Source organism: Nocardia sp. NPDC005978, assembly GCF_040614455.1.
Classification (GTDB): domain Bacteria; phylum Actinomycetota; class Actinomycetes; order Mycobacteriales; family Mycobacteriaceae; genus Nocardia.
This window is the reverse complement of sequence record NZ_JBEXUS010000143.1, coordinates 1-18,957: the sequence shown is the minus strand read 5'-3', so window position 1 is coordinate 18,957 and position 18,957 is coordinate 1. Positions and strand designations below refer to the sequence as shown.

Below are 18,957 nucleotides of genomic sequence, written 5' to 3'. Positions count from 1 at the left end.
GCTCCCGTCCGGAGACGGGAGCGGCCTTCGTGGTCGGTCGAGGTGGAATCAGCGGGCGAACAGCAGGGCGCGCTTGACTTCCTGGATCGCCTTGGTGACCTCGATGCCACGGGGGCACGCGTCGGTGCAGTTGAAGGTGGTGCGGCAGCGCCACACACCCTCGACATCGTTGAGGATGTCCAGGCGCTCGCGGGCGCCCTCGTCACGGCTGTCGAAGATGAAGCGGTGCGCGTTCACGATCGCGGCCGGGCCGAAGTAGCTGCCGTCGCTCCAGTACACGGGGCAGGAGGTGGTGCAGCAGGCGCACAGGATGCACTTGGTGGTGTCGTCGAAACGCGCCCGATCGTGCTGGGACTGAATGCGTTCCATGGTCGGCTCGTTGCCGCGCGTGATCAGGTACGGCTTGACCGCCTTGAACGCGTCGAAGAACGGCTCCATGTCGACCACGAGGTCCTTCTCCACGGGCAGACCGCGGATCGGCTCGACGGTGATGGTGAGGTCCTTGCCGTTCTTGGGCAGCATGTCCTTCATCAGGAGCTTGCAGGCCAGGCGGTTCACGCCGTTGATGCGCATGGCATCGGAGCCGCAGACGCCGTGGGCGCAGGAGCGCCGGAAGGTCAGCGTGCCGTCCAGGTAGGACTTGATGTAGATCAGCACGTTCAGGAAGCGATCCGTCGGCAGCACCGGAACCTTGAACTCGTCCCAGTGCGCGCCCTGGCCGTCTTCGGGATTGAAGCGCGCGGCCTTGACGGTGATCATGACCGAGCCCTCGGGCACCGGAGCGGGCTGCTGCGAGGCCGGCTTCTCGAGTGTGGCAGTCATCAGTACTTACGCTCCATCGGCTCGTAACGGGTCTGCACGACCGGCTTGTAGTCGAGCCGGATGTCGGAGATCAGCTCCGGGCTCTCCTTGTACGCCATGGTGTGGCGCATGTAGTTGGTGTCGTCGCGGTTCGGGTAGTCGTCGCGCGCGTGACCGCCGCGCGATTCCTTCCGGTTCAGCGCACCCACCACGGTGACCTCGGCCAGCTCGAGCAGGAAGCCCAGCTCGACGGCCTCGAGCAGGTCGCTGTTGTAGCGCTTGCCCTTGTCCTGCACGGTGATCCGGCTGTAGCGGTCCTTGAGGCCGTGGATGTCGGTGAGGACCTGCTTGAGGGTGTCCTCGGTGCGGAACACGCCCGCGTTGGCATCCATGGTGGCCTGCAGTTCGGTGCGGATGTCGGCCACGCGCTCGTTGCCGTGATCGGACAGGATCAGCGCGAGCCAGTCCTGCACCATCTGCGCCGGGTTCTCCGGCATCTCGACGAACTCCGCGCGCTGGGCGTACTCGGCGGCGGCGATGCCCGCGCGCCGGCCGAACACGTTGATGTCCAGCAGCGAGTTGGTGCCCAGGCGGTTGGAGCCGTGCACCGAGACGCACGCGCACTCGCCCGCGGCGTACAGGCCGGGGACCACGTCGGTGTTGTTGCGCAGCACCTCGCCGCGGATCCGGGTGGGGATGCCGCCCATGACGTAGTGGCAGGTCGGCATGACCGGCACCGGCTCCTTGACCGGGTCCACGCCCAGGTAGGTGCGGGCGAACTCGGTGATGTCCGGCAGCTTCTCCTCGAGCACGTCCTCACCGAGGTGGGTCACGTCGATGAGCACGTAGTCCTTGTTCGGACCCGCGCCGCGGCCCTCGGCCACCTCGAGCACCATCGAGCGCGCGACGATGTCACGCGGCGCGAGATCCTTGATGGTGGGGGCGTAGCGCTCCATGAACCGCTCGCCCGAGGCGTTGCGCAGGATGCCGCCCTCGCCGCGGACCGCCTCGGAGATGAGGATGCCCAGGCCGGCCAGACCTGTCGGATGGAACTGGTGGAACTCCATGTCCTCCAGCGGGAGTCCCTTGCGGAACACGATCGCCATGCCGTCACCGGTGAGGGTGTGGGCGTTGGAGGTGGTCTTGTACATGCGGCCCGAGCCGCCGGTGGCGAACACGATCGACTTCGCGTGGAAGATGTGCAGATCGCCGGTGGCCAGCTCGTAGGCGACGACGCCGGTGGCGATCGGCCCGTTGGGGCCGTCGGTCAGCACCAGGTCGAGCACGTAGAACTCGTTGTAGAACTCCACGTCGTGCTTGACGCAGTTCTGGTACAGCGTCTGCAGGATCATGTGACCGGTGCGGTCGGCGGCGTAACAGGCGCGGCGCACGGGGGCCTTGCCGTGGTCACGGGTGTGCCCGCCGAAACGACGCTGGTCGATCTTGCCCTCGGGCGTGCGGTTGAACGGCAGGCCCATCTTCTCCAGGTCGAGCACGGCGTCGATGGCTTCCTTGGCCATGATCTCCGCGGCGTCCTGGTCGACCAGGTAGTCGCCACCCTTGACGGTGTCGAAGGTGTGCCACTCCCAGTTGTCCTCTTCCACGTTCGCGAGCGCGGCGCACATGCCGCCCTGCGCCGCGCCGGTGTGGCTGCGGGTGGGGTAGAGCTTGGTCAGGACGGCCGTGCGGACGCGGGGCCCGGCCTCGATGGCCGCGCGCATGCCCGCGCCGCCGGCACCGACGATCACGACGTCGTAGCGGTGCTCCTGAACGGGACGTGACTCAGCACCGGTGGTTCGTTCGCTGTGCTCACTCATTCGGGGCGGCCTGTTCCTAACCTGTGATGTTGGGGTCGAAGGTGAAGATGACGTAGGTGCCCACGCCCATCACCAGGATCATCGAGACGACCAGCAGGAACTTCAGCCAGAACCGGGTGGAGTCCTTGCGGGCGTAGTCGTCGATGACGGTGCGCATGCCGTTGCCGCCGTGCAGCTGGGCCAGCCAGAGCATGGTCAGGTCCCAGATCTGCCAGAACGGGCTGGCCCAGCGGCCGGCCACGAACGCGAAGTTCAGGCGCTGCACGCCGCCGTCGATCATGAGCATGATCGTCATGTGGCCGATGACCAGGATGACGAGCAGCAGGCCCGAGGCGCGCATGAACAGCCACGCGTACTTCTCGAAGTTGCTGCCGCCGGCGCGGCGGGGCGCGCGGGGCGCGTCCAGGCTGGCGGGGCGATCGTAGGACTTGCCCAGGACAGGTGCGGTCATGATCAGTGCTCCGTCAGCAGGTAGAAGAACTGGCGGCCGATGCCGGCGCCCGCGACGAGGATCCAGATCGTGAGCACGACCCAGAGCATCTGCCGCTGGAAACGCGGGCCCTGCGACCAGAAGTCGACGAGGATCACCCGGATGCCGTTGAACGCGTGGAACAAGACGCAGACGACGAGACCCATCTCCATGAGAGCGACCAGCGGGGTCTTGTAGGTCTCGATGGCCTGGTCGTAGGTGTCCGGGCTGACCCGCACGAGGGCGGTGTCGAGGACGTGGACGAACAGGAAGAAGAAGATCGTCACGCCGGTTATGCGGTGCAGAGCCCAGGACCACATTCCGGGGTCGCCTCGGTACAAGGATCGCTTCGGCTTGGCCGGAGCTTCTAGCGTGGTCATAGAGTGCGGTGCCTCCAACGTCGTTGATGGACCCGGTCAGATCCGGCGCGGAGCCATTGGACTGTCGATAACACCAGCTCACAGCCGGAATCGCCGTCCGGTGGCAGTGCTGCAGGCCCGCTGTCGGGAACCTGAACCGATCTGTCGTGAACTCTAATCCCAGCGGTTGGACGGAACTAATTCGGCGTGCCGCTCGTTGGCCGTAAATTCACTGAGTTAGGTTTGCCTTTCCTGATTTTCGAGGCCCGGTAAAACGGCTTCCGCGCGGGTGTAAGCATGCCCATGGAAGGATGGTCCGATATGCCCGATATTGATTGGAATGCGTTGCGCGGCAAGGCATCCGAAGTCATGCGAAATGCCTATGCGCCGTACTCGAGATTCCCCGTCGGGGCCGCTGCTCTCACCTCGGACGGCCGCACGGTGAGCGGCTGCAATGTGGAAAATATCTCATACGGACTGGGCCTGTGTGCCGAATGTGTACTGGTCGGTAACTTGATTTCGTCCGGCGGGGGGAGGTTGCTGGCCGTCTCGGTCTGCGATTCCCGGGCCGAAATCCTGACCCCCTGCGGGCGCTGCCGCCAGGTCCTGCTGGAGCACGGGGGTGCGGGGCTGCTCGTCGATCACCGCGCCGGGCCCCGGCCCTTGAGCGCGCTGCTGCCCGACGCCTTCGGGCCGGACGATCTGGCCGCCGGGCAACTCTGACCACACTGAGCCCCGCCCGCCCTGCGGGTGCGCCCGGCCGCTCGGCCCCGCGATCGCGCCGACGCGGCCCGGGCGATCAACCTGACGCGGCCCCCGCGGCGTGTAAGGGTGGTGGGGTGACTGTGCACTCGGCTGTCGAGGTGATCCGGGCCAAGCGCGACGGGGGTGAGCTCAGCGACTCCCAGATCGACTGGGTGGTAGCCGCGTTCACGCGCGGGGAGGTCGCCGACGAACAGATGTCCGCGCTGGCCATGGCCATCGTGTGGCGGGGGATGACCCGGCGCGAGACCGCGCGCTGGACCGCGGCCATGATCGCCTCCGGGCAGCGCCTGGACTTCCGCGATCTGCCCAGGCCCACCGTGGACAAGCACTCCACCGGCGGCGTCGGGGACAAGATCACCCTGCCGCTCGCGCCGCTGGTCGCGGCATGCGGGGCGGCGGTCCCGCAGCTGTCCGGGCGCGGGCTCGGACACACCGGCGGCACCCTCGACAAACTCGAGGCCATCGCCGGCTGGCAGGCCGACATCCCGGTGGCCCGCATGCGCGAGATTCTCACCGATCCCGCGGCGGGCGCGGTCGTGTGCGCGGCCGGGGCCGATCTCGCGCCCGCCGACAAACGCCTCTACGCCCTGCGCGACGTCACCGGCACCGTCGAATCCATCCCGCTCATCGCCAGCTCGATCATGAGCAAGAAGATCGCCGAGGGCACCGCCGCGCTGGTGCTGGACGTCAAGGTCGGGCGCGGCGCGTTCCTGAAGGAGCTGTCGCAGGCGCGCGAGCTGGCCACGGCCATGGTCGAACTCGGCACCGACGCCGGGGTGCGCACCGTCGCCCTGCTCACCGCCATGGACACCCCGCTCGGCTGTACCGCGGGCAACGCCCTGGAGGTGGCCGAGTCCCTGGACGTGCTGTCCGGCGGCGGCCCGGCCGACGTGGTGGAACTGACCCTGACCCTGGCCCGGGAGATGCTCGCCCAGGCCGGGATCGACGGCATCGACCCGGCCGACGCCCTCGCGGACGGGCGCGCCATGGACCACTGGCGCGCCATGATCAGCGCCCAGGGCGGCGATCCCGACGCCCAGCTGCCCTGCGCCCGGCACGCGGAAACCCTGCGCGCCCCCGCGACCGGGGTCCTGACCCGATTGGACGCCATGGACATCGGCGTCGCGGCCTGGCGGCTCGGCGCGGGCCGGGCCCGCCAGGGTGATCCGGTGCAACTCGGCGCGGGTATCGAAATGCACCTCAAACCGGGCGATTCCGTCACCGCCGGTCAACCCCTCCTGACCCTGCACACCGATACCGCCGAGGTGCTGCCCGCGGTACTGGAATCGCTGGGATCGGCGTTCACCATCGGGGCGGCCGGCACCGAGGCGCCCGCACAACCGCTGGTGCTGGGCCGGATCACGGCCTGAGCCGATCCGCCCGGATCGCGCGCGGGCCGCGCGGGGCCGGCGAAACCGCCACGCGGCCAAGCCCGATCGCCTGACCTGCGGCGCGGCGCGGACCCGCGCGCGGGCCTAGCCTGGATGCGGTGAACCGTACTCCCGATTTCCGACCGCGCCGCCGGACGGCGGCGGTACTCGGTGCGGTGGCCCTCGGTGTCGCCGTGCCCCTGACCGCCGGACTCGCCGGACCCGCCGCCGCCGAACCGCGCATCGACAATTCGCCGCCCGCCACGTCGCGCTCGCAGCCCTACCCGTATTACGCCAATTGCCACGAGGTTCGGCTGGCGGGCAAGGCTCCGCTGCTGGTCGGGCAACCCGGCTACAGCTCGCGTCTCGATCGAGACGGCAAAGGCATCGCATGTGGCTGACAGGTGAAGATCAGCACTCCGCCAGCAACGTATGGGCAACGACACGCCTAAGAGAGGGTGCACACAGGCCAACTGCCATGCCGCAGAACGCAAATGCGGCTACCGTTTCTACATGACTGGACCGACGCCCCTCACACTCGCTGCGATCCGCCAGGCGCCCAAGGCGGTCCTGCACGATCACCTGGACGGCGGGTTGCGGCCCGCGACGGTCCTGGAGCTCGCCCGCGACTGCGGGTACGACCAGCTACCGGCTGGTGACGCCGAATCCCTGGGCGCCTGGTTCCGCGACGCGGCCGACAGCGGATCGCTCGAGCGCTATCTGGAAACCTTCGCGCACACCGTCGCCGTCATGCAGACGCCCGAGGGCCTGCGCCGCGTCGCCCGCGAATGCGCCGAGGATCTCGCCGCGGACGGCGTCGTCTACGCCGAGGTGCGGTTCGCGCCGGAACAGCACCTCGAGGCCGGGCTCACCCTCGACGAGGTCGTCGAGTACACCCTCGAGGGCTTCCGCGAGGGCGAGGCCATCGCCGCCGCGGCGGGTACCCCCATCCGGGTGACCTGTCTGCTCACCGCCATGCGCCACGCCGCGCGCGGGCGCGAGATCGCCGAACTCACCGTGCGATTCCGCGACCGCGGCGTCGGCGGGTTCGACATCGCGGGCGCCGAGGCCGGGTACCCGCCCACCCGGCACCTGGACGCCTTCGAGTACCTGCGTTCCAACAGCGCGCATTTCACGATCCACGCCGGGGAGGCGTTCGGCCTGCCGTCGATTCACGAGGCGCTGGCGTTCTGCGGCTGCGATCGGCTCGGCCACGGCGTGCGCATCACCGACGACATCACCGATTCGGCCGACGGGCCGCGACTGGGCCGGGTCGCGAACTACGTGCGGGACATGCGCATTCCGCTGGAGCTGTGCCCGTCCTCCAACGTGCAGACCGGCGCGGTGCCCTCGCTCGACAAGCACCCGTTCGATCTGCTGGCGCGCTTGCGTTTCCGCGTCACGGTCAACACCGACAACCGGCTGATGAGCGACACCACCATGAGTCAGGAGATGGAGAAGCTGGTGCAGACGTTCGGCTACGGCTGGAGCGATCTGGAACGGTTCACCATCAACGCGATGAAGTCGGCCTTCATCCCGTTCCCCGACCGCCTGAAACTCATCGACGAGGTGATCAAGCCGGGCTACGCGGTACTCATCGGCTGAGGGTTCGCATGGCACAGTGGCGAAGCCCGCTGTAGACCAAGGAATTACGGCTAGTGAAACAGTGGGTTTTTAGAGACGCTCCTTCCGGTGGCCGCGTCGGCCGCCGGAAGGATGTGCTCACTCGTGGCGAAACGACTACTCGGGGGCCTGGCCCTGGGTGCGCTGACCGCACTCTCCGTTCCCGGGCTCATCGCCGGCTCCGCGTCGGCGAAGGTCGCGGGGATCACCGCCTCCGCCGGTGACTTCGACTGCACCGTCGAGTCGGGATGCGGTGTCAACGCCGTCCTGACCGGACCGGACCGATTCGATCCGGTGACGGTCACGATCGATGGCGTGGTGGTAGCCGACGCCGTCGTGCCCGACACCCGTCAGCCGGGCGAATACGTCTACGTGAGCCTGCTCTGGCGGCCCGCGAACAACGGCAAGCACACGATCACCGTGACCCAGGGCGCGTCGACGATGACCGCGGCATGGCAGGTGCCGGGCAGGCTGCACTACCCGCAACCGGCGACCGGTAGCTCCGTGCTCGACGCGCTGGGTGGGTCGGGTTCCGGCTCGAAGCGGTAACCGGATCGACGAAAACGCCGTGGTCGCAATGGATTGCGACCACGGCGTTCGTGGTACGGCCCGTGGGGTTGCTGCGGCGGGGTGGCTGCTCAGCCCTTGGTGAGGCGGCCTTCGAAGGCGACCTCGAGCGCGCGCCACGCCTCGGCCTCGGCCGCGAACGGCGGGTTCGGGGCCATCCGGCTGGGGTCCGGGTTGAGCAGGTAGGAGACGTACCAGCCCAGGGGATTGGAACCGGCCAGGGCCCGTTCCACCGCGTCGTCATCGGCGTAATCGGCGGCGTCGGTGAACAATTCGACGGCCAGGTCGAGCTGGTCGGTGTCGACCGACTTGGGGCCGGCGGCCAGATCCTCGGCGATGCCGGGCAGCACGTAGACGTTCTCCTCGTCCACCTCGACCTCGAGCCCGCCGTCCACCGCCGCGGACTGGATCTCGCCGTAGGTGCTGACCCGGGCCAGATCGTGCTCGTGATCGTCGGCGAGGTAGCGGGCCAGCGCGCGCTCGGAACCGAAGACCGTGATCGAACCCTCGGTGCCCAGGAACAGCGGCTCGTCGTCGACGTAGCAGCGCAGGGTGAACCAGGTGCCGTCCGAGGTGATGATCTTGACCGGGTCGATGCCGACGCTGTGCCAGAAGGAGGGGTCGCCCTCGTCCTCGTCGCCCTTGGTCAGGTCGACGGTCTCGAACTCGTTGTCCTCATCGCCGTCGGCCGCGTCCTCCGCGTCCACGACGTTCTCCTCCGCCGCAAGCAGTTCCGCCTCGGCGACCGCCACCGCGTCGGCGTCCACGTCCGGGATCTCCACCACCGAGTCGATGGCGTCCAGGACCGCGTCCCAATCCTTGTTGATGGCCGAGCCGATCTGGTCCCACAGCTCCTGGCCCTCCTTGCCGGCGAAGACGCCGACCCCGCTGGGCAGCGCGCCGAGCACGGGGTGGGAGCCGAAGAACTTGGTCACCACGTCGAGGTCGCACACCTCGCCGATGTTGCGGACCATGTCGAGGGTCTCCTCGAGCTCGGAGATGATCTCCGGGTCCGGATCGTCCGCCGCCAGTTCGGGCACGCCGACCAGATCGAAGACGAACTGCTCCTCGGGCTCGAGCTCGGCCGCCGACAGCCCGGCGATGATCTTCCACGCCGGATGGTCGACCAGATCGTTCTCGGAGCTGGAACGAATGAAGGCGGCGAGCTCCGCGACGGAGTCGAAACCGTAGAGGTCTTCCTCGAATCCGAGGAACGCCTGCCACTCATCGTCACCGTCTCGCCAGCGCGGTGCCCACAGGGTGACGAGATCGCCTTTGGTGAGGCCGAGCGCGATCGGGACGATGTCTCCAGAAGCCATGACCGGAAGCCTATCTAGTGGCTGCCTCAGGCACTATCCGGGCCGCCCCCAACATTTCCCGGCCCGATAGCGGAGTTCAATCGGGCCAGCACCGCGGCGCGTCGCGTGCTCGCCGCGGCGGCCGCCTGCCCGCACGCCCACAGGATCAGTTCCGCCACTTCCGCGGGTGGTCGCGCGGTCACCGAATCGGCCAGCCAGAGGCCGGTGAGCGCGCCCTCGCCGTCGACCTCGGCGGTGACCGAGCCGTCCGGCGCGCCGAAGCGCCCGCGCACGCGATCGAGGCCGTCGAGGGCGTTCTCCAGGGCGTCGAGCTGCAGGGCGACGCCGTTGACCAGGGCATCCATCGGATCGCTCATGAGGGCCTCGTCCAGCTGGTCGGACCGGTGTCGGCGTCGTCGAGACGGTCGAGTTCGTCGACGGCGGCCTGCCGGGTGGGCAGGCCGAGCCGGTCCAGGATGTCGGCGGGGATGCCGGCGTCGGCGAGGGCCTCGCGGCGCCGCGACTTGGCGACGACGGCCGAGCGCTTGGTCAGGCGCAGGATCTCGTCGGCCAGAGCCTGTGCGCCGTAACGGTATTCACCGCGCTCGAAGTGGATCTCCACCGGCATGCCCTGGTCGGTGGCGCGGACGGTCACCGTGCCCGCGCGATTGCCGCTCGCCGCGACGGTGACGGCCGGAATCCGCGGCGCGCTCACGCGGTGGGCCTGTAGAAGCCGAAGAATGTCATTCCGCTGTTCTCCGTTCGAATCGGGCCGATCTGTACCGGGTCTCCTGCTTCGACGAGTTGGCCGTTGCCGATCACCATGGCCACGTGCCCGTCCCACACCGCCAGATCACCGGGCATCAAGTCCCCTGGACCGATCTGCGCGTGTCCCTGTCCCTGCTCCTGCGCCAGGCGGGGCAGTGGCACCCCCGCTTCGGCGTACGCCCATTGCGTGAGCCCGCTGCAATCGAGTCCGGCGCCGGGTGTCGTCCCACCCCAGACGTAGGGCGTGCCGAGCTCGCTCAGGGCGTTGCGGACCGCGTCGGCGGCCCGCTGGTTCGGGGCCTCCACGGTACTGCCGTCGGGCAGGGTGAGCAGCACCCCGGTCCCGGCGGCGTGGGTCCCGCCGGTCGCGGACCGGTCCGCGGGGAGCGCGTCGCCCACCGATGCCGGGACGGTCGTGAGTCCGCCCGCGAGTCCCGCCCCCGATTCCAGCGCCTGCCCGCCGGTGGCGAGCAGTGTCTGCCCGAGCTGTCCGCCGGAGTTCCCCACGGCCGCCGCGACGGTGTCCGCCGCGGGGGCCTCCGGCGTGCCGGGTTGCCCGGCCGCCGCGGCATCGGCCACCGATGCGTCCGGCGAGCCGGCGGCCACCGGCGCGGGAGTCGGTGGCGGCGCGATCAATTCGCGCATGGCCGCGGTCTCGTCCGCGAGCTCGGTCCGCACGCGCTCGGCCACGTGCAGCGCGCGCCCCGAGTGGTCGAGCGCCGACTCCACCACGATCGCGATCCCGGCCGGCGTGAGTCCGGTCCGCCCGGCGCTGTCCGCCGAGTCGAGGAACGACCGCAGGATCGCCGCCAGCTCCCGCTGCCCCGCCGCCACCGCGCTCCCGGCTCGCTCGAGCACCGCCGCCAGCTCGACGCCGCGGTCCGCGACGGTCGCCGCGCAGGTCTGCACCCGCAGCGCGGTGCCCAGGGCCGCGTCGCCGCCCTCGCCCCGCCACGCGGCGTACATCTCGTCGACTCCGCCCCGGCCCGCCCCGACCATCTCCTCCACGACCCCCGAACCCGCGCGCAGCTCGGCCACCGCCGCCGCCACGTCCCCGCTGCCGAGGCTTTCCATCAACCCCGTGATCGGCCGGGCCAGCCCGGCCACGTCCAACTCCGCGCTCACGGGCCCACCCCCGCCCGTGTCAGGTCCCGGAACATCCGCGCCTGACTCGCGATCGTCCGCGCCGGTCGAATCTCATCGAGCCGCGTGCTCACGGCAGGGCCTCGAGCCGCCCGGTGGCGTCCAGGGCGGTGGCGTAGGTCGCGTCGGTGGCGGCGTACGAGGTCGTGGCGGTGGTCGCGCCGGCGCCCATGCTGGTCAGGACCGCGGTGAGGGCGGTCAGGGTGGACAGGTGGGTGGCGTGTGCCGCGCGGTAGGCCACGAGGAAGTCGGCGCCCGCGAGGCCGAGGGCCGGGGCGAGTAGGAGGGGATCGGCCGCGGCGGTGCGGGCGGCGGCGGTGCTCAGGTGCGCGGCCATGCCGATGGCGGTGTGCGCGTAGGCGGTGAGACCGTCGGGATCTATCGAAAACCGCGTCATGGCAACCCCTGTCGTGCCGTCGCTGGAATTTCTCCGTCGTGTGCTTGGACGGGCGGCGCGGCCGATCGGTTCCGGCCATGCGCGAAATTCGCCCGGCCGCGACCTCCAATGTGTGTGCTGACCTATCGTTTTCCTATGCGCACCGACATCGTGGACCACCCGCTCGCAGCCGCTCTGCTGACGACCATGCGCGACGTCCAGACCAGCAATCCCACCTTCCGCGCGGCGCTGCGCGATCTCACCGGCCTGCTCGTCTACGAGGCGATGCGCGATGCGCCCGTCACCCGCTTCCCCATCGCCACCCCCGTGGCCGCCGCCGAGGGCACGACGCTGTCCGCGCCGCCGCTGCTGGTCCCGGTGCTGCGTGCCGGGCTGGGCATGGTGGAGACGGCCGAGAACCTCATCCCGGACGCGCGCATCGGGTTCGTCGGCCTGGCCCGCGACGAGGAGACGCACCGGCCCACCCCGTACATGGAGTCGCTGCCCGAGGATCTGTCCGACACCCCGGTCATCGTGCTCGATCCCATGCTCGCAACCGGCGGCTCCATGGTCTACACCCTGGATCTGCTGGCCGCGCGCAACGCCCGGGACCTGACCGTCATCTGCGTGGTCGCGGCCCCGGAAGGCATTGCGGCGCTGGAGAAGTGGGGTCGCCCGCTGCGCCTGGTCACGGCCGCGGTCGACCGCGGCCTGAACTCGGACGCCTTCATCGTGCCCGGGCTCGGCGACGCGGGGGACCGGCAGTTCGGCCCCCGCTGAGCACCGCGCGAGCGGTCGTCCTATCGGCGGGGCGACCGCAGCTCTTTCCACCCGCGATTATTTGGGTGCGAAGAGCTCCAGATGCGAGCAGCCCCGGCAGCGGTGCGCGAGCACCGAGATCTTGGGCTTGCCTATCCGTTTCGCGCCGCCGAACACGCCTATCTCGAGCGGGCCGGGTATCCAGCGGGTGTAGCCGGGCGCGGAATCACCCGCGTCATCGAGGAAACCCGGCTCCAGGTTCTCACTCCCACAATGGGTGCAGTGCAGTTCGCCCACGGGACACCTCACAGCTTCTCGCAGAAACTCCTACTATCCGAGAGTATGTGGGCCGCAGTGGCCTTCGCGGAGGTTAATGCGTCAGGTGAACCGACCGGAACGACGGCTTCGAGGTAGCACTTGAGCTTCGGTTCGGTCCCTGAAGGCCGCACGACCAGGCGCAGCGCGGGCCCTTCGAAGACCAGCGCGTCGGTCCGCATCCGCCCCCTGAGCTGGGACATATCGGTGCAGATCACCTTCTCCCCGGCGATCTCGGCGGGCGGATCGGCGCGCAGCCGCTCGACCACCGCGGCCGCCTCGGCGGCATCGGCCAGGCGCAGCGAGACCTGCGCCCCGGCGTGCACCCCGAACTCGACGGCGAGATCGTCGAGAAGATCGTCCAGCGTGCGTTCTGCGGCCTTGGATCGCGCCACCAGTTCCGCCACCGCGACGGCGGCCGAAATGCCGTCCTTGTCGCGTACAGCGGCCGGATCGACGCAGTGCCCGATGGCTTCCTCGTACGCGTAGACGAGTCCGTCGCCCGCCCGCGCGAGCCACTTGAATCCGGTGAGGGTCTCGGCGTAGCGCGCGCCGCGCGCCGGCGCCAGCGCGCCCAGCAGTCGCGAGGACACGATCGTGGTCGCCACGAGCGAGTCCGGCGCGGCCGACCGCAACACGAAATCGCCGAGCAGCACCCCGGTTTCGTCACCGCGCAGCATGCGCCACCCGTGTGCCCCCGGCACGCCGACCGCGCACCGATCGGCGTCCGGGTCCAGTGCGATGGCCACGTCGGCCCCGACCCGCTCGGCCAGCTCCAGCAACAGATCCGAGGCACCCGGCTCCTCCGGGTTGGGGAACGACACCGTCGGAAAGTCCGGGTTCGGCTCGAACTGCTCGGCCACGACGTGCACGTCGTCGAACCCCGCCGCCCGCAACGCCGCGACGGCCAACTCTCCGCCGACACCGTGCATGGCCGTCAAAGCGATACGAATCCCGCTGCGCGGCACGCCGATTCCGGGGTCTGACGGCGTGGTGTCACCGGTGACCGCTCCGGCCCCGTGCTCCCGTGCGTCCGAGTCATGCGCGGCCGGTGCGTTTGTGCCCGGCGCAGCCGCGAGCGCGGTTGCCGGGTTGTGTGGCATGTCGATTCCGGGGTCCGGCGGCGCGGTGTCGCCGACGTCGCTGCCTGGTCCGGCCGGGTGCTCCGGTGCGTCCGAGTCATGTGCGGCGGGCCTGCTCGAGCCCGCCGAATCCGGGGGCGCGGTTGCCGGGCCGTGTGGCACGCCGGGTTCGGTGGCCGGCTTCCCGGGCAAGCGAACGTCGTTGGCGGCGAGCGGAGTACGCGGGTGCTCGCCCGGGGCAGAGTCGCGCGTGGCGAAGTGGCTCGGGCCGTGCGCGGCGGACCCGCCCAGGCGGTCCGGGAGACCGGCGACGCGGGCGAGGTAGCGGCGGACCATCTCCTCGCCCAGATCGGCGACCGTGGCGTCCGGGGGGAGCGAAAGCCGTTCCGGCGGTGGGGCGGTCGGGGCGGGATCGGCGCGGGGGATCGGGTCGCGGACCGCTTCGATCCGGGTTTCGATCTCGGCGTCGGCGGGCGGGATCAGCTGGGAGCCGCCGTCGAGGTAGACCTTGTAGCCGTTGTCGGTGGCGGGGTTGTGCGAGGCGGTGATCTGGATGCCGGCCACCGCGCCGAGCTCGCGGACCGCGAACGCCACCACGGGGGTGGGTAGCGGACGCGGCAGGGGCAGCACCGAGAATCCCGCCGCCGCGAAGACTTCCGCGGTGGCGGCGGCGAATTCGGCGGAGCCGTGCCGAGCGTCACGGCCGACGATCACCAGCCCGCCGCCCAGGCAGCGTTCGCGCAGCCAGTCGGCGATGCCGGCACTCGCGCGCGTGACGGTGTCCACGTTCATGCCGTCGGGGCCGTCCTGAAGCGGACCGCGCAGCCCGGCGGTCCCGAAGCGCAGCAACCCGGGCCGCCCTAGACGCGTTCGAGCACGCCGCGCAGCAGCTTGCCCAATCGCGGTGCGGCGGCTTGCCCTTCGGCCAGCACCTCGGCGTGCGAGAGGTGCGCGCCGGTGACCCCGGCGGCCAGGTTGGTGACCAGCGAGATGCCCAGCACCCGTACGCCCGCGGCCCGGCAGGCGATGGCCTCCAGCACGGTCGACATGCCGACCAGGTCGGCCCCGATGGTGCGCAGCATGCGGATCTCGGCGGGGGTCTCGTACTGCGGCCCGGTCAGGCCGGCGTACACGCCTTCGGTCAGGGTGGGGTCGACTTCCCTTGCCAGCGCGCGCAATTCGGGATCCCAGGCGTCGACCAGGTCCACGAAGTCGGCGCCGGTGAGCGGGGTGCGCCCGGTCAGGTTGAGGTGGTCGGCGATGAGCACCGGCTCGCCGACCGACAGCCCGTCCCGGATGCCGCCCGCGGCGTTGGTGAGCAGGATGGTCTTCGCGCCGGCCGCGATCGCGGTGCGGACGTTGTGCACGACCTGCGCGGGCTCGTGGCCCTCGTAGAGATGCTGGCGTCCCATGAGCAACAGCACCGGTGCGTCGTTGACCACGACCGAGTGGATGGTGCCCTGATGTCCCAGCGCCGTGGGTGATTCAAAACCCGGCAGTTCGGACATGGGGACGGTGGCGCTCGGATCGCCGATCTCCAGGGCGGCTTCCTGCCAGCCCGATCCGAGAATTACCGCGACCGGGTGCGTGGGTACTCCGGTTCGTTCCGCAATGGCCTGAGCGGCCCGCTCGGCAAGCATGAAAGCCACAGTAGCTCCCCCGCCTCCCCGAGACTTCAGCGCCGGGCCAGGTGCCGTAGATCGTCCCATTCGCGTGCCTCCGGTTAGCTGATACTCCCATTTTGGGCGTACCCGACGAGTTACCCCGACCTTTCGAGATCAATTGTCACCCCGGGAAACGATCACCGCACCGGTCCGGATAGTGATCCATCTACCTGGTCCCGACTTTGCTACCCATCGGTAGCAAATCGGAGCGCCAGCGCTACGCTGCGCATATGCCTTTTTTGAAGCGTGATGGGGACGTGTTCGTGTTGTACCTCGGTGCCGAGGGACAAAACATCGACAGCGAGAATCGCTTCCATCCGGACTGGATCACCGAGGTCCACGCCCTGCTCGACGAGGTCGAGGCGTCCGAGGGCCCCGCCGCGCTGGTGGTCACCGCCAACGGCAAGTTCTTCAGCAACGGTCTCGATACCGATTGGCTGTTCGGCAATTTCGATCGGAACTGCTGGTACCTGGACCGCGTGCACTCGCTGTACAGCCGCCTGCTGGCGTTCCCGACCCCGACCGTCGCCGCGGTGAACGGCCACGCCTTCGGCGCCGGCGCGATGCTCGCCACCTCCTGCGACTTCCGGATCATGCGCGCGGATCGCGGCTTCTGGTGCCTGCCCGAGGTGCACCTGGGCATGCCGTTCACGGTCGCCATGAACGCCCTCGTCACCGAGCGCCTGATCAACCAGGTCGCGGTCGAGGCCATGACCACCGGCCGTCGCTACGGCGCCGACGACGCCATCGCGGCCCGCATCGTGGACGCCAAGGCCGACGTGGAGGCCCTGCTGCCCACCGCCATCGCGCAGGCCGACGCCCTCAAGGGCAACCGCAAGCCGAACCTGCAGGTCATCAAGCTGGCCCTGCACCAGCGCGCCCTCGCCGGCCTGGCCGTGGAGACCACCCCGGAGAACCTGGGCTTCAGCCCGAGCTGAGTTACCGGTCGTCCGCGCCCGGCGTGCCGCGCCCGGGTGCGGACGACCTCTTGCGTTTGCCAGTTAACGGTAGGTAGCTGTGCGTCGAAGTTGCGGGGTTGCTGGACAGTGGTTGACTGTGTGTCATGCCACCTGCGCGCAGCGGTGATGACCGTCGGTCGTCGGCCTCGAGCGGTCGGCACGATGCGTTCGTGCCGGCGCTGACCGCTGTGCCCACCCCGGATGCCGCCCTCGCCGATCGCTTCGCGGTCGCCGACGCGGCCATCGCCGAGGCCCGCGCTGGTTTGCTGGCCCTGTCGCATTCCATTCACGCCGAACCCGAGCTCGCGTTCGAGGAGTTCCGCAGCGTCGCCAAGACCATCGAGCCCTTGCGCGAGCGCGGTTTCCGGATCGAGACCGGCGTAGCCGATCTCCCCACCGCTTTCACCGCCGAATTCGGCCACGGAGACCTGGTGGTCGGTATTTGCGCGGAGTACGACGCACTACCGGAAATCGGACATGCCTGCGGGCACAACATTATTGCGGCCGCGGCGGTCGGCGCGGCGCTCGGTCTGGCCGAGGTGGCCGACGCCTGCGGCATCACCGTGAAACTGCTCGGCACGCCCGCCGAGGAATCCGGGGGCGGCAAGGTTCTCATGCTGGACCGTGGCGTCTTCGACGACCTGGCCATGGCCATGATGATCCACCCCGGTCCGGAGGACATCGTGGGTGCGCGGTCGCTGGCCCTGGCGGACCTATCGGTCTCCTACAGCGGTCACGAAGCCCACGCGAGCGCCGCGCCGCACCACGGGCGAAACGCCGGGGACGCCGTCACCATCGCGCAAGTTGCGCTCGGTTTGCTACGCCAACATCTCCTCCCCGGACAGCAACTGCACGGTATAGTTGCCTCGGGTGGTATCGCCCCGAACATCGTGCCCGGCCATGCGGAACTGCTGTATTACCTACGGGCAGTCGACTCCGCGGCCCTGGACGATCTGATGCAACGCGCGTCGGCCTGTTTCGAGGCGGGAGCGCTGGCGACCGGATGCACACACGAAATCCGCAAGCTCGCGCCGACATATACCGAGCTCACGCCCGATAGCGCACTACTGTGTGCCTATCGCGAGCAGATTCGCGAACTCGGACGCGAGCCCCTGGCCCCGGAACTCGAGGCAGCACGACCGCTGGGCAGCACGGATATGGGCAATGTCACCAACGTCATCGCCGGTATTCACCCCGTCATCGGCATCGACGCCGGGGGTGCGGTGACGCATCAGCCCGCGTTCGCCGCCGCGGCCGTGAACGCCTCCGCCGATCTGGCCGTCATCGACGGGGCAACGGCTTTGGCCCGCACCGCGATACAGATCGCAGGCGACGAATTTCACAGGGACAGGTTGTCGGAACGCGTCAGTCAACGGCAGTTTCAGCGACAGGAGGACATTCGGTGAGCACAACCGGCCAGTCCACACGGGCCACGGGATCATTAGCGGCTGCCTGCGTGGCGCAGGGAGCCGCGAACATCGCGGCGGGCAGCTCGGTGGGGGTCGATATGGGTGTGGTGGACGTCGAAATGGGCGAGATGAGTGGTCGAGATGCGGTGGACGCGTGGCTGTCCGAGCACGCGGATGATCTGATTTCCTGGCGGCGGCACATCCACGCCAATCCGGAACTCTCGCGCGCCGAGTTCGGCACCACCGAGTTCATTGAATCCTGGCTGGTCAAGGCCGGTCTGGAACCGCGGAAACTACCCAGCGGCACGGGTCTCATCGTCGACATCGGGCCCGATACCCCGCGCATCGGGCTGCGCGCCGACATGGACGCCCTGCCGATGCAGGAGTACACCGGCCTGCCGTTCGCCTCCGGCGTGCCCGGCGTCTCGCACGCCTGCGGCCACGACGCGCACACCACGATCCTGCTCGGCACGGCGCTGGCGCTGGCCGAGGTGCCTAACCTGCCGGTCGGCGTCCGGCTGGTGTTCCAGCCCGCCGAGGAGGTCATGCCCGGCGGCGCCATCGACATGGTCGCCGCGGGCGCCATGGAGGACGTGTCGCGCATGTTCGCGCTGCATTGCGATCCCCGTCTCGAGGTCGGCCGGGTGGGCATCCGGGTCGGAGCCATCACCTCGGCCGCCGACACGGTGGAACTCGTGCTGGACTCGCCGGGCGGGCACACCTCGCGCCCGCACCTGACCAGCGATCTGGTCTACGCCATCGGCACCGTCATCACCGGTCTGCCCGGGCTGCTGAGCCGGCGCATCGATCCGCGCACGAGCACCGTCATGGTGTGGGGCGCGGTGTCGGCGGGCAAGGCGCCCAACGCGATTCCGCAGACCGGCATGCTCACCGGCACCGTCCGCACCGGTGATCACGCGACCTGGTCGCTGCTCGAACCGCTGGTGCGCGAGATCGTGGAGGGCCTGCTCGCCCCCACCGGGGTGCGCTACCAGCTCAACTACAAGCGTGGCGTGCCGCCGGTGGTCAACGACGAACTGGCCGTGCGCATGTTCGAGGACGCGATCCGCGAGGTCGGTCCCGACGCGCTCGCGGACACCCAGCAGTCCGGCGGCGGTGAGGACTTCTCCTGGTACCTCGAGGAGGTGCCGGGGGCCATGGCCCGCCTGGGCGTGTGGTCCGGGCAGGGCGAGCAGCTGGACCTGCACCAGCCCACGTTCGACATCGACGAGCGCGCGCTCGCGGTCGGCGTGCGGGTGATGACGAACATCGTCCTGAATTCGTACTGACGTACTCGTTCACCGGAACGGAACGCCGGGCCGCACCTGTCAGGTGCGGCCCCGGGTGGTTGATGTGGGAAATGGGGGGGGGGGGGTGTTGGTTTGTGGTCTACCCACGCCCCGCGTGTGATAG

The 18,957-nt window shown here is 69.5% G+C and carries 20 protein-coding genes and 1 pseudogene; 9 read left to right on the top strand and 12 right to left on the bottom strand.

The features are described 5' to 3' along the window. Positions 1-48 precede the first annotated feature (48 nt). Genes ABZ319_RS36490 through sdhC form a run of 4 tightly spaced genes read right to left on the bottom strand, consistent with a single transcriptional unit; the run spans position 49 to position 3,467 of the window. Positions 49-822 carry a succinate dehydrogenase iron-sulfur subunit gene (locus tag ABZ319_RS36490; protein WP_354991134.1) on the bottom strand — a complete coding sequence of 258 codons (774 nt, stop codon included), beginning with the start codon at positions 820-822 and terminating at the stop codon, positions 49-51. Then, positions 822-2,618, bottom strand: a complete 1,797-nt coding sequence (gene sdhA, locus ABZ319_RS36485; RefSeq protein WP_354991133.1) for a succinate dehydrogenase flavoprotein subunit — start codon at positions 2,616-2,618, stop codon at positions 822-824. The genes ABZ319_RS36490 and sdhA overlap by 1 nt, the downstream gene beginning before the upstream one ends. A gap of 16 nt (positions 2,619-2,634) precedes the next feature. Continuing rightward, positions 2,635-3,069 carry a succinate dehydrogenase hydrophobic membrane anchor subunit gene (locus ABZ319_RS36480; protein ID WP_354991132.1) on the bottom strand — a complete coding sequence of 145 codons (435 nt, stop codon included), beginning with the start codon at positions 3,067-3,069 and terminating at the stop codon, positions 2,635-2,637. A gap of 2 nt (positions 3,070-3,071) precedes the next feature. After that, on the bottom strand, positions 3,072-3,467 hold the full coding sequence (sdhC, locus tag ABZ319_RS36475) for a succinate dehydrogenase, cytochrome b556 subunit (RefSeq protein ID WP_354991131.1): 396 nt from the start codon (positions 3,465-3,467) through the stop codon (positions 3,072-3,074). Positions 3,468-3,767: 300 nt separating this feature from the next. Here sdhC and ABZ319_RS36470 point away from each other — a divergent pair, with 300 nt between their 5' ends. The 5 genes and pseudogenes from ABZ319_RS36470 (at position 3,768) to ABZ319_RS36450 (ending at position 7,753) form a co-directional block, all read left to right on the top strand. Then, entirely contained in the window at positions 3,768-4,169 is a 402-nt protein-coding gene (locus ABZ319_RS36470; protein WP_354991130.1) for a cytidine deaminase, read from the top strand. Positions 4,170-4,291: 122 nt separating this feature from the next. Continuing rightward, complete coding sequence (locus ABZ319_RS36465) at positions 4,292-5,581, top strand: thymidine phosphorylase (protein ID WP_354991138.1); 1,290 nt, start codon at positions 4,292-4,294, stop codon at positions 5,579-5,581. A 287-nt stretch (positions 5,582-5,868) separates the two neighbouring features. Next, a pseudogene (locus ABZ319_RS36460) lies at positions 5,869-5,982 on the top strand (excalibur calcium-binding domain-containing protein); the annotation flags it as partial. Positions 5,983-6,094: 112 nt separating this feature from the next. Next, entirely contained in the window at positions 6,095-7,186 is a 1,092-nt protein-coding gene (locus tag ABZ319_RS36455) for an adenosine deaminase (RefSeq protein ID WP_354991129.1), read from the top strand. A gap of 123 nt (positions 7,187-7,309) precedes the next feature. Then, positions 7,310-7,753, top strand: a complete 444-nt coding sequence (locus ABZ319_RS36450) for a hypothetical protein (protein WP_354991128.1) — start codon at positions 7,310-7,312, stop codon at positions 7,751-7,753. 89 nt (positions 7,754-7,842) lie between these two features. Here ABZ319_RS36450 and ABZ319_RS36445 read toward each other — a convergent pair whose 3' ends face one another. The 5 genes from ABZ319_RS36445 to ABZ319_RS36425 all read right to left on the bottom strand — a co-directional run bounded on the left by ABZ319_RS36445 (position 7,843) and on the right by ABZ319_RS36425 (position 11,377). Next, the gene (locus tag ABZ319_RS36445; RefSeq protein WP_354991127.1) at positions 7,843-9,090 is read right to left on the bottom strand and encodes a primosomal protein; all 1,248 of its coding nucleotides are present in this window, start codon (positions 9,088-9,090) and stop codon (positions 7,843-7,845) included. A 26-nt stretch (positions 9,091-9,116) separates the two neighbouring features. After that, positions 9,117-9,446 (bottom strand): YbaB/EbfC family DNA-binding protein, encoded by a 330-nt coding sequence (locus ABZ319_RS36440; RefSeq protein WP_354991126.1) that lies wholly within the window; start codon positions 9,444-9,446, stop codon positions 9,117-9,119. Continuing rightward, positions 9,443-9,784 carry a hypothetical protein gene (locus tag ABZ319_RS36435; protein WP_354991125.1) on the bottom strand — a complete coding sequence of 114 codons (342 nt, stop codon included), beginning with the start codon at positions 9,782-9,784 and terminating at the stop codon, positions 9,443-9,445. Before ABZ319_RS36435 ends, ABZ319_RS36440 begins: the two co-directional genes overlap by 4 nt. After that, a complete protein-coding gene (locus ABZ319_RS36430; protein WP_354991124.1) occupies positions 9,781-10,962 on the bottom strand; it encodes a C40 family peptidase in 1,182 nt (393 codons plus the stop codon). The genes ABZ319_RS36435 and ABZ319_RS36430 overlap by 4 nt, the downstream gene beginning before the upstream one ends. 88 nt (positions 10,963-11,050) lie before the next feature. Next, positions 11,051-11,377, bottom strand: coding sequence for a type VII secretion target (locus ABZ319_RS36425; RefSeq protein ID WP_354991123.1), 327 nt, complete (start codon positions 11,375-11,377; stop codon positions 11,051-11,053). A 135-nt stretch (positions 11,378-11,512) separates the two neighbouring features. On the opposite strand from ABZ319_RS36425, the gene upp reads away from it, so the two are divergent. Continuing rightward, positions 11,513-12,136 (top strand): uracil phosphoribosyltransferase, encoded by a 624-nt coding sequence (gene upp, locus ABZ319_RS36420; RefSeq protein WP_354991122.1) that lies wholly within the window; start codon positions 11,513-11,515, stop codon positions 12,134-12,136. 57 nt (positions 12,137-12,193) lie between these two features. On the opposite strand, the gene ABZ319_RS36415 is transcribed toward upp, so the two are convergent. The 3 genes from ABZ319_RS36415 to ABZ319_RS36405 form a co-directional block, all read right to left on the bottom strand. Beyond that, positions 12,194-12,412: a hypothetical protein gene (locus tag ABZ319_RS36415; protein ID WP_354991121.1), complete on the bottom strand. Its 219-nt coding sequence runs from the start codon at positions 12,410-12,412 to the stop codon at positions 12,194-12,196. 8 nt (positions 12,413-12,420) lie between these two features. Then, a complete protein-coding gene (locus ABZ319_RS36410) occupies positions 12,421-14,304 on the bottom strand; it encodes a phospho-sugar mutase (protein ID WP_354991137.1) in 1,884 nt (627 codons plus the stop codon). A 68-nt stretch (positions 14,305-14,372) separates the two neighbouring features. Further along, complete coding sequence (locus ABZ319_RS36405; RefSeq protein WP_354991136.1) at positions 14,373-15,152, bottom strand: purine-nucleoside phosphorylase; 780 nt, start codon at positions 15,150-15,152, stop codon at positions 14,373-14,375. 254 nt (positions 15,153-15,406) lie between these two features. Here ABZ319_RS36405 and ABZ319_RS36400 point away from each other — a divergent pair, with 254 nt between their 5' ends. The 3 genes from ABZ319_RS36400 (at position 15,407) to ABZ319_RS36390 (ending at position 18,833) form a co-directional block, all read left to right on the top strand. Continuing rightward, a complete protein-coding gene (locus tag ABZ319_RS36400; RefSeq protein ID WP_354991120.1) occupies positions 15,407-16,114 on the top strand; it encodes an enoyl-CoA hydratase/isomerase family protein in 708 nt (235 codons plus the stop codon). Positions 16,115-16,239: 125 nt separating this feature from the next. Further along, entirely contained in the window at positions 16,240-17,541 is a 1,302-nt protein-coding gene (locus ABZ319_RS36395) for an amidohydrolase (protein WP_354991119.1), read from the top strand. Positions 17,542-17,672: 131 nt separating this feature from the next. Beyond that, positions 17,673-18,833 carry a M20 family metallopeptidase gene (locus tag ABZ319_RS36390; protein ID WP_354991135.1) on the top strand — a complete coding sequence of 387 codons (1,161 nt, stop codon included), beginning with the start codon at positions 17,673-17,675 and terminating at the stop codon, positions 18,831-18,833. The last annotated feature ends 124 nt before the right edge of the window (positions 18,834-18,957 follow it).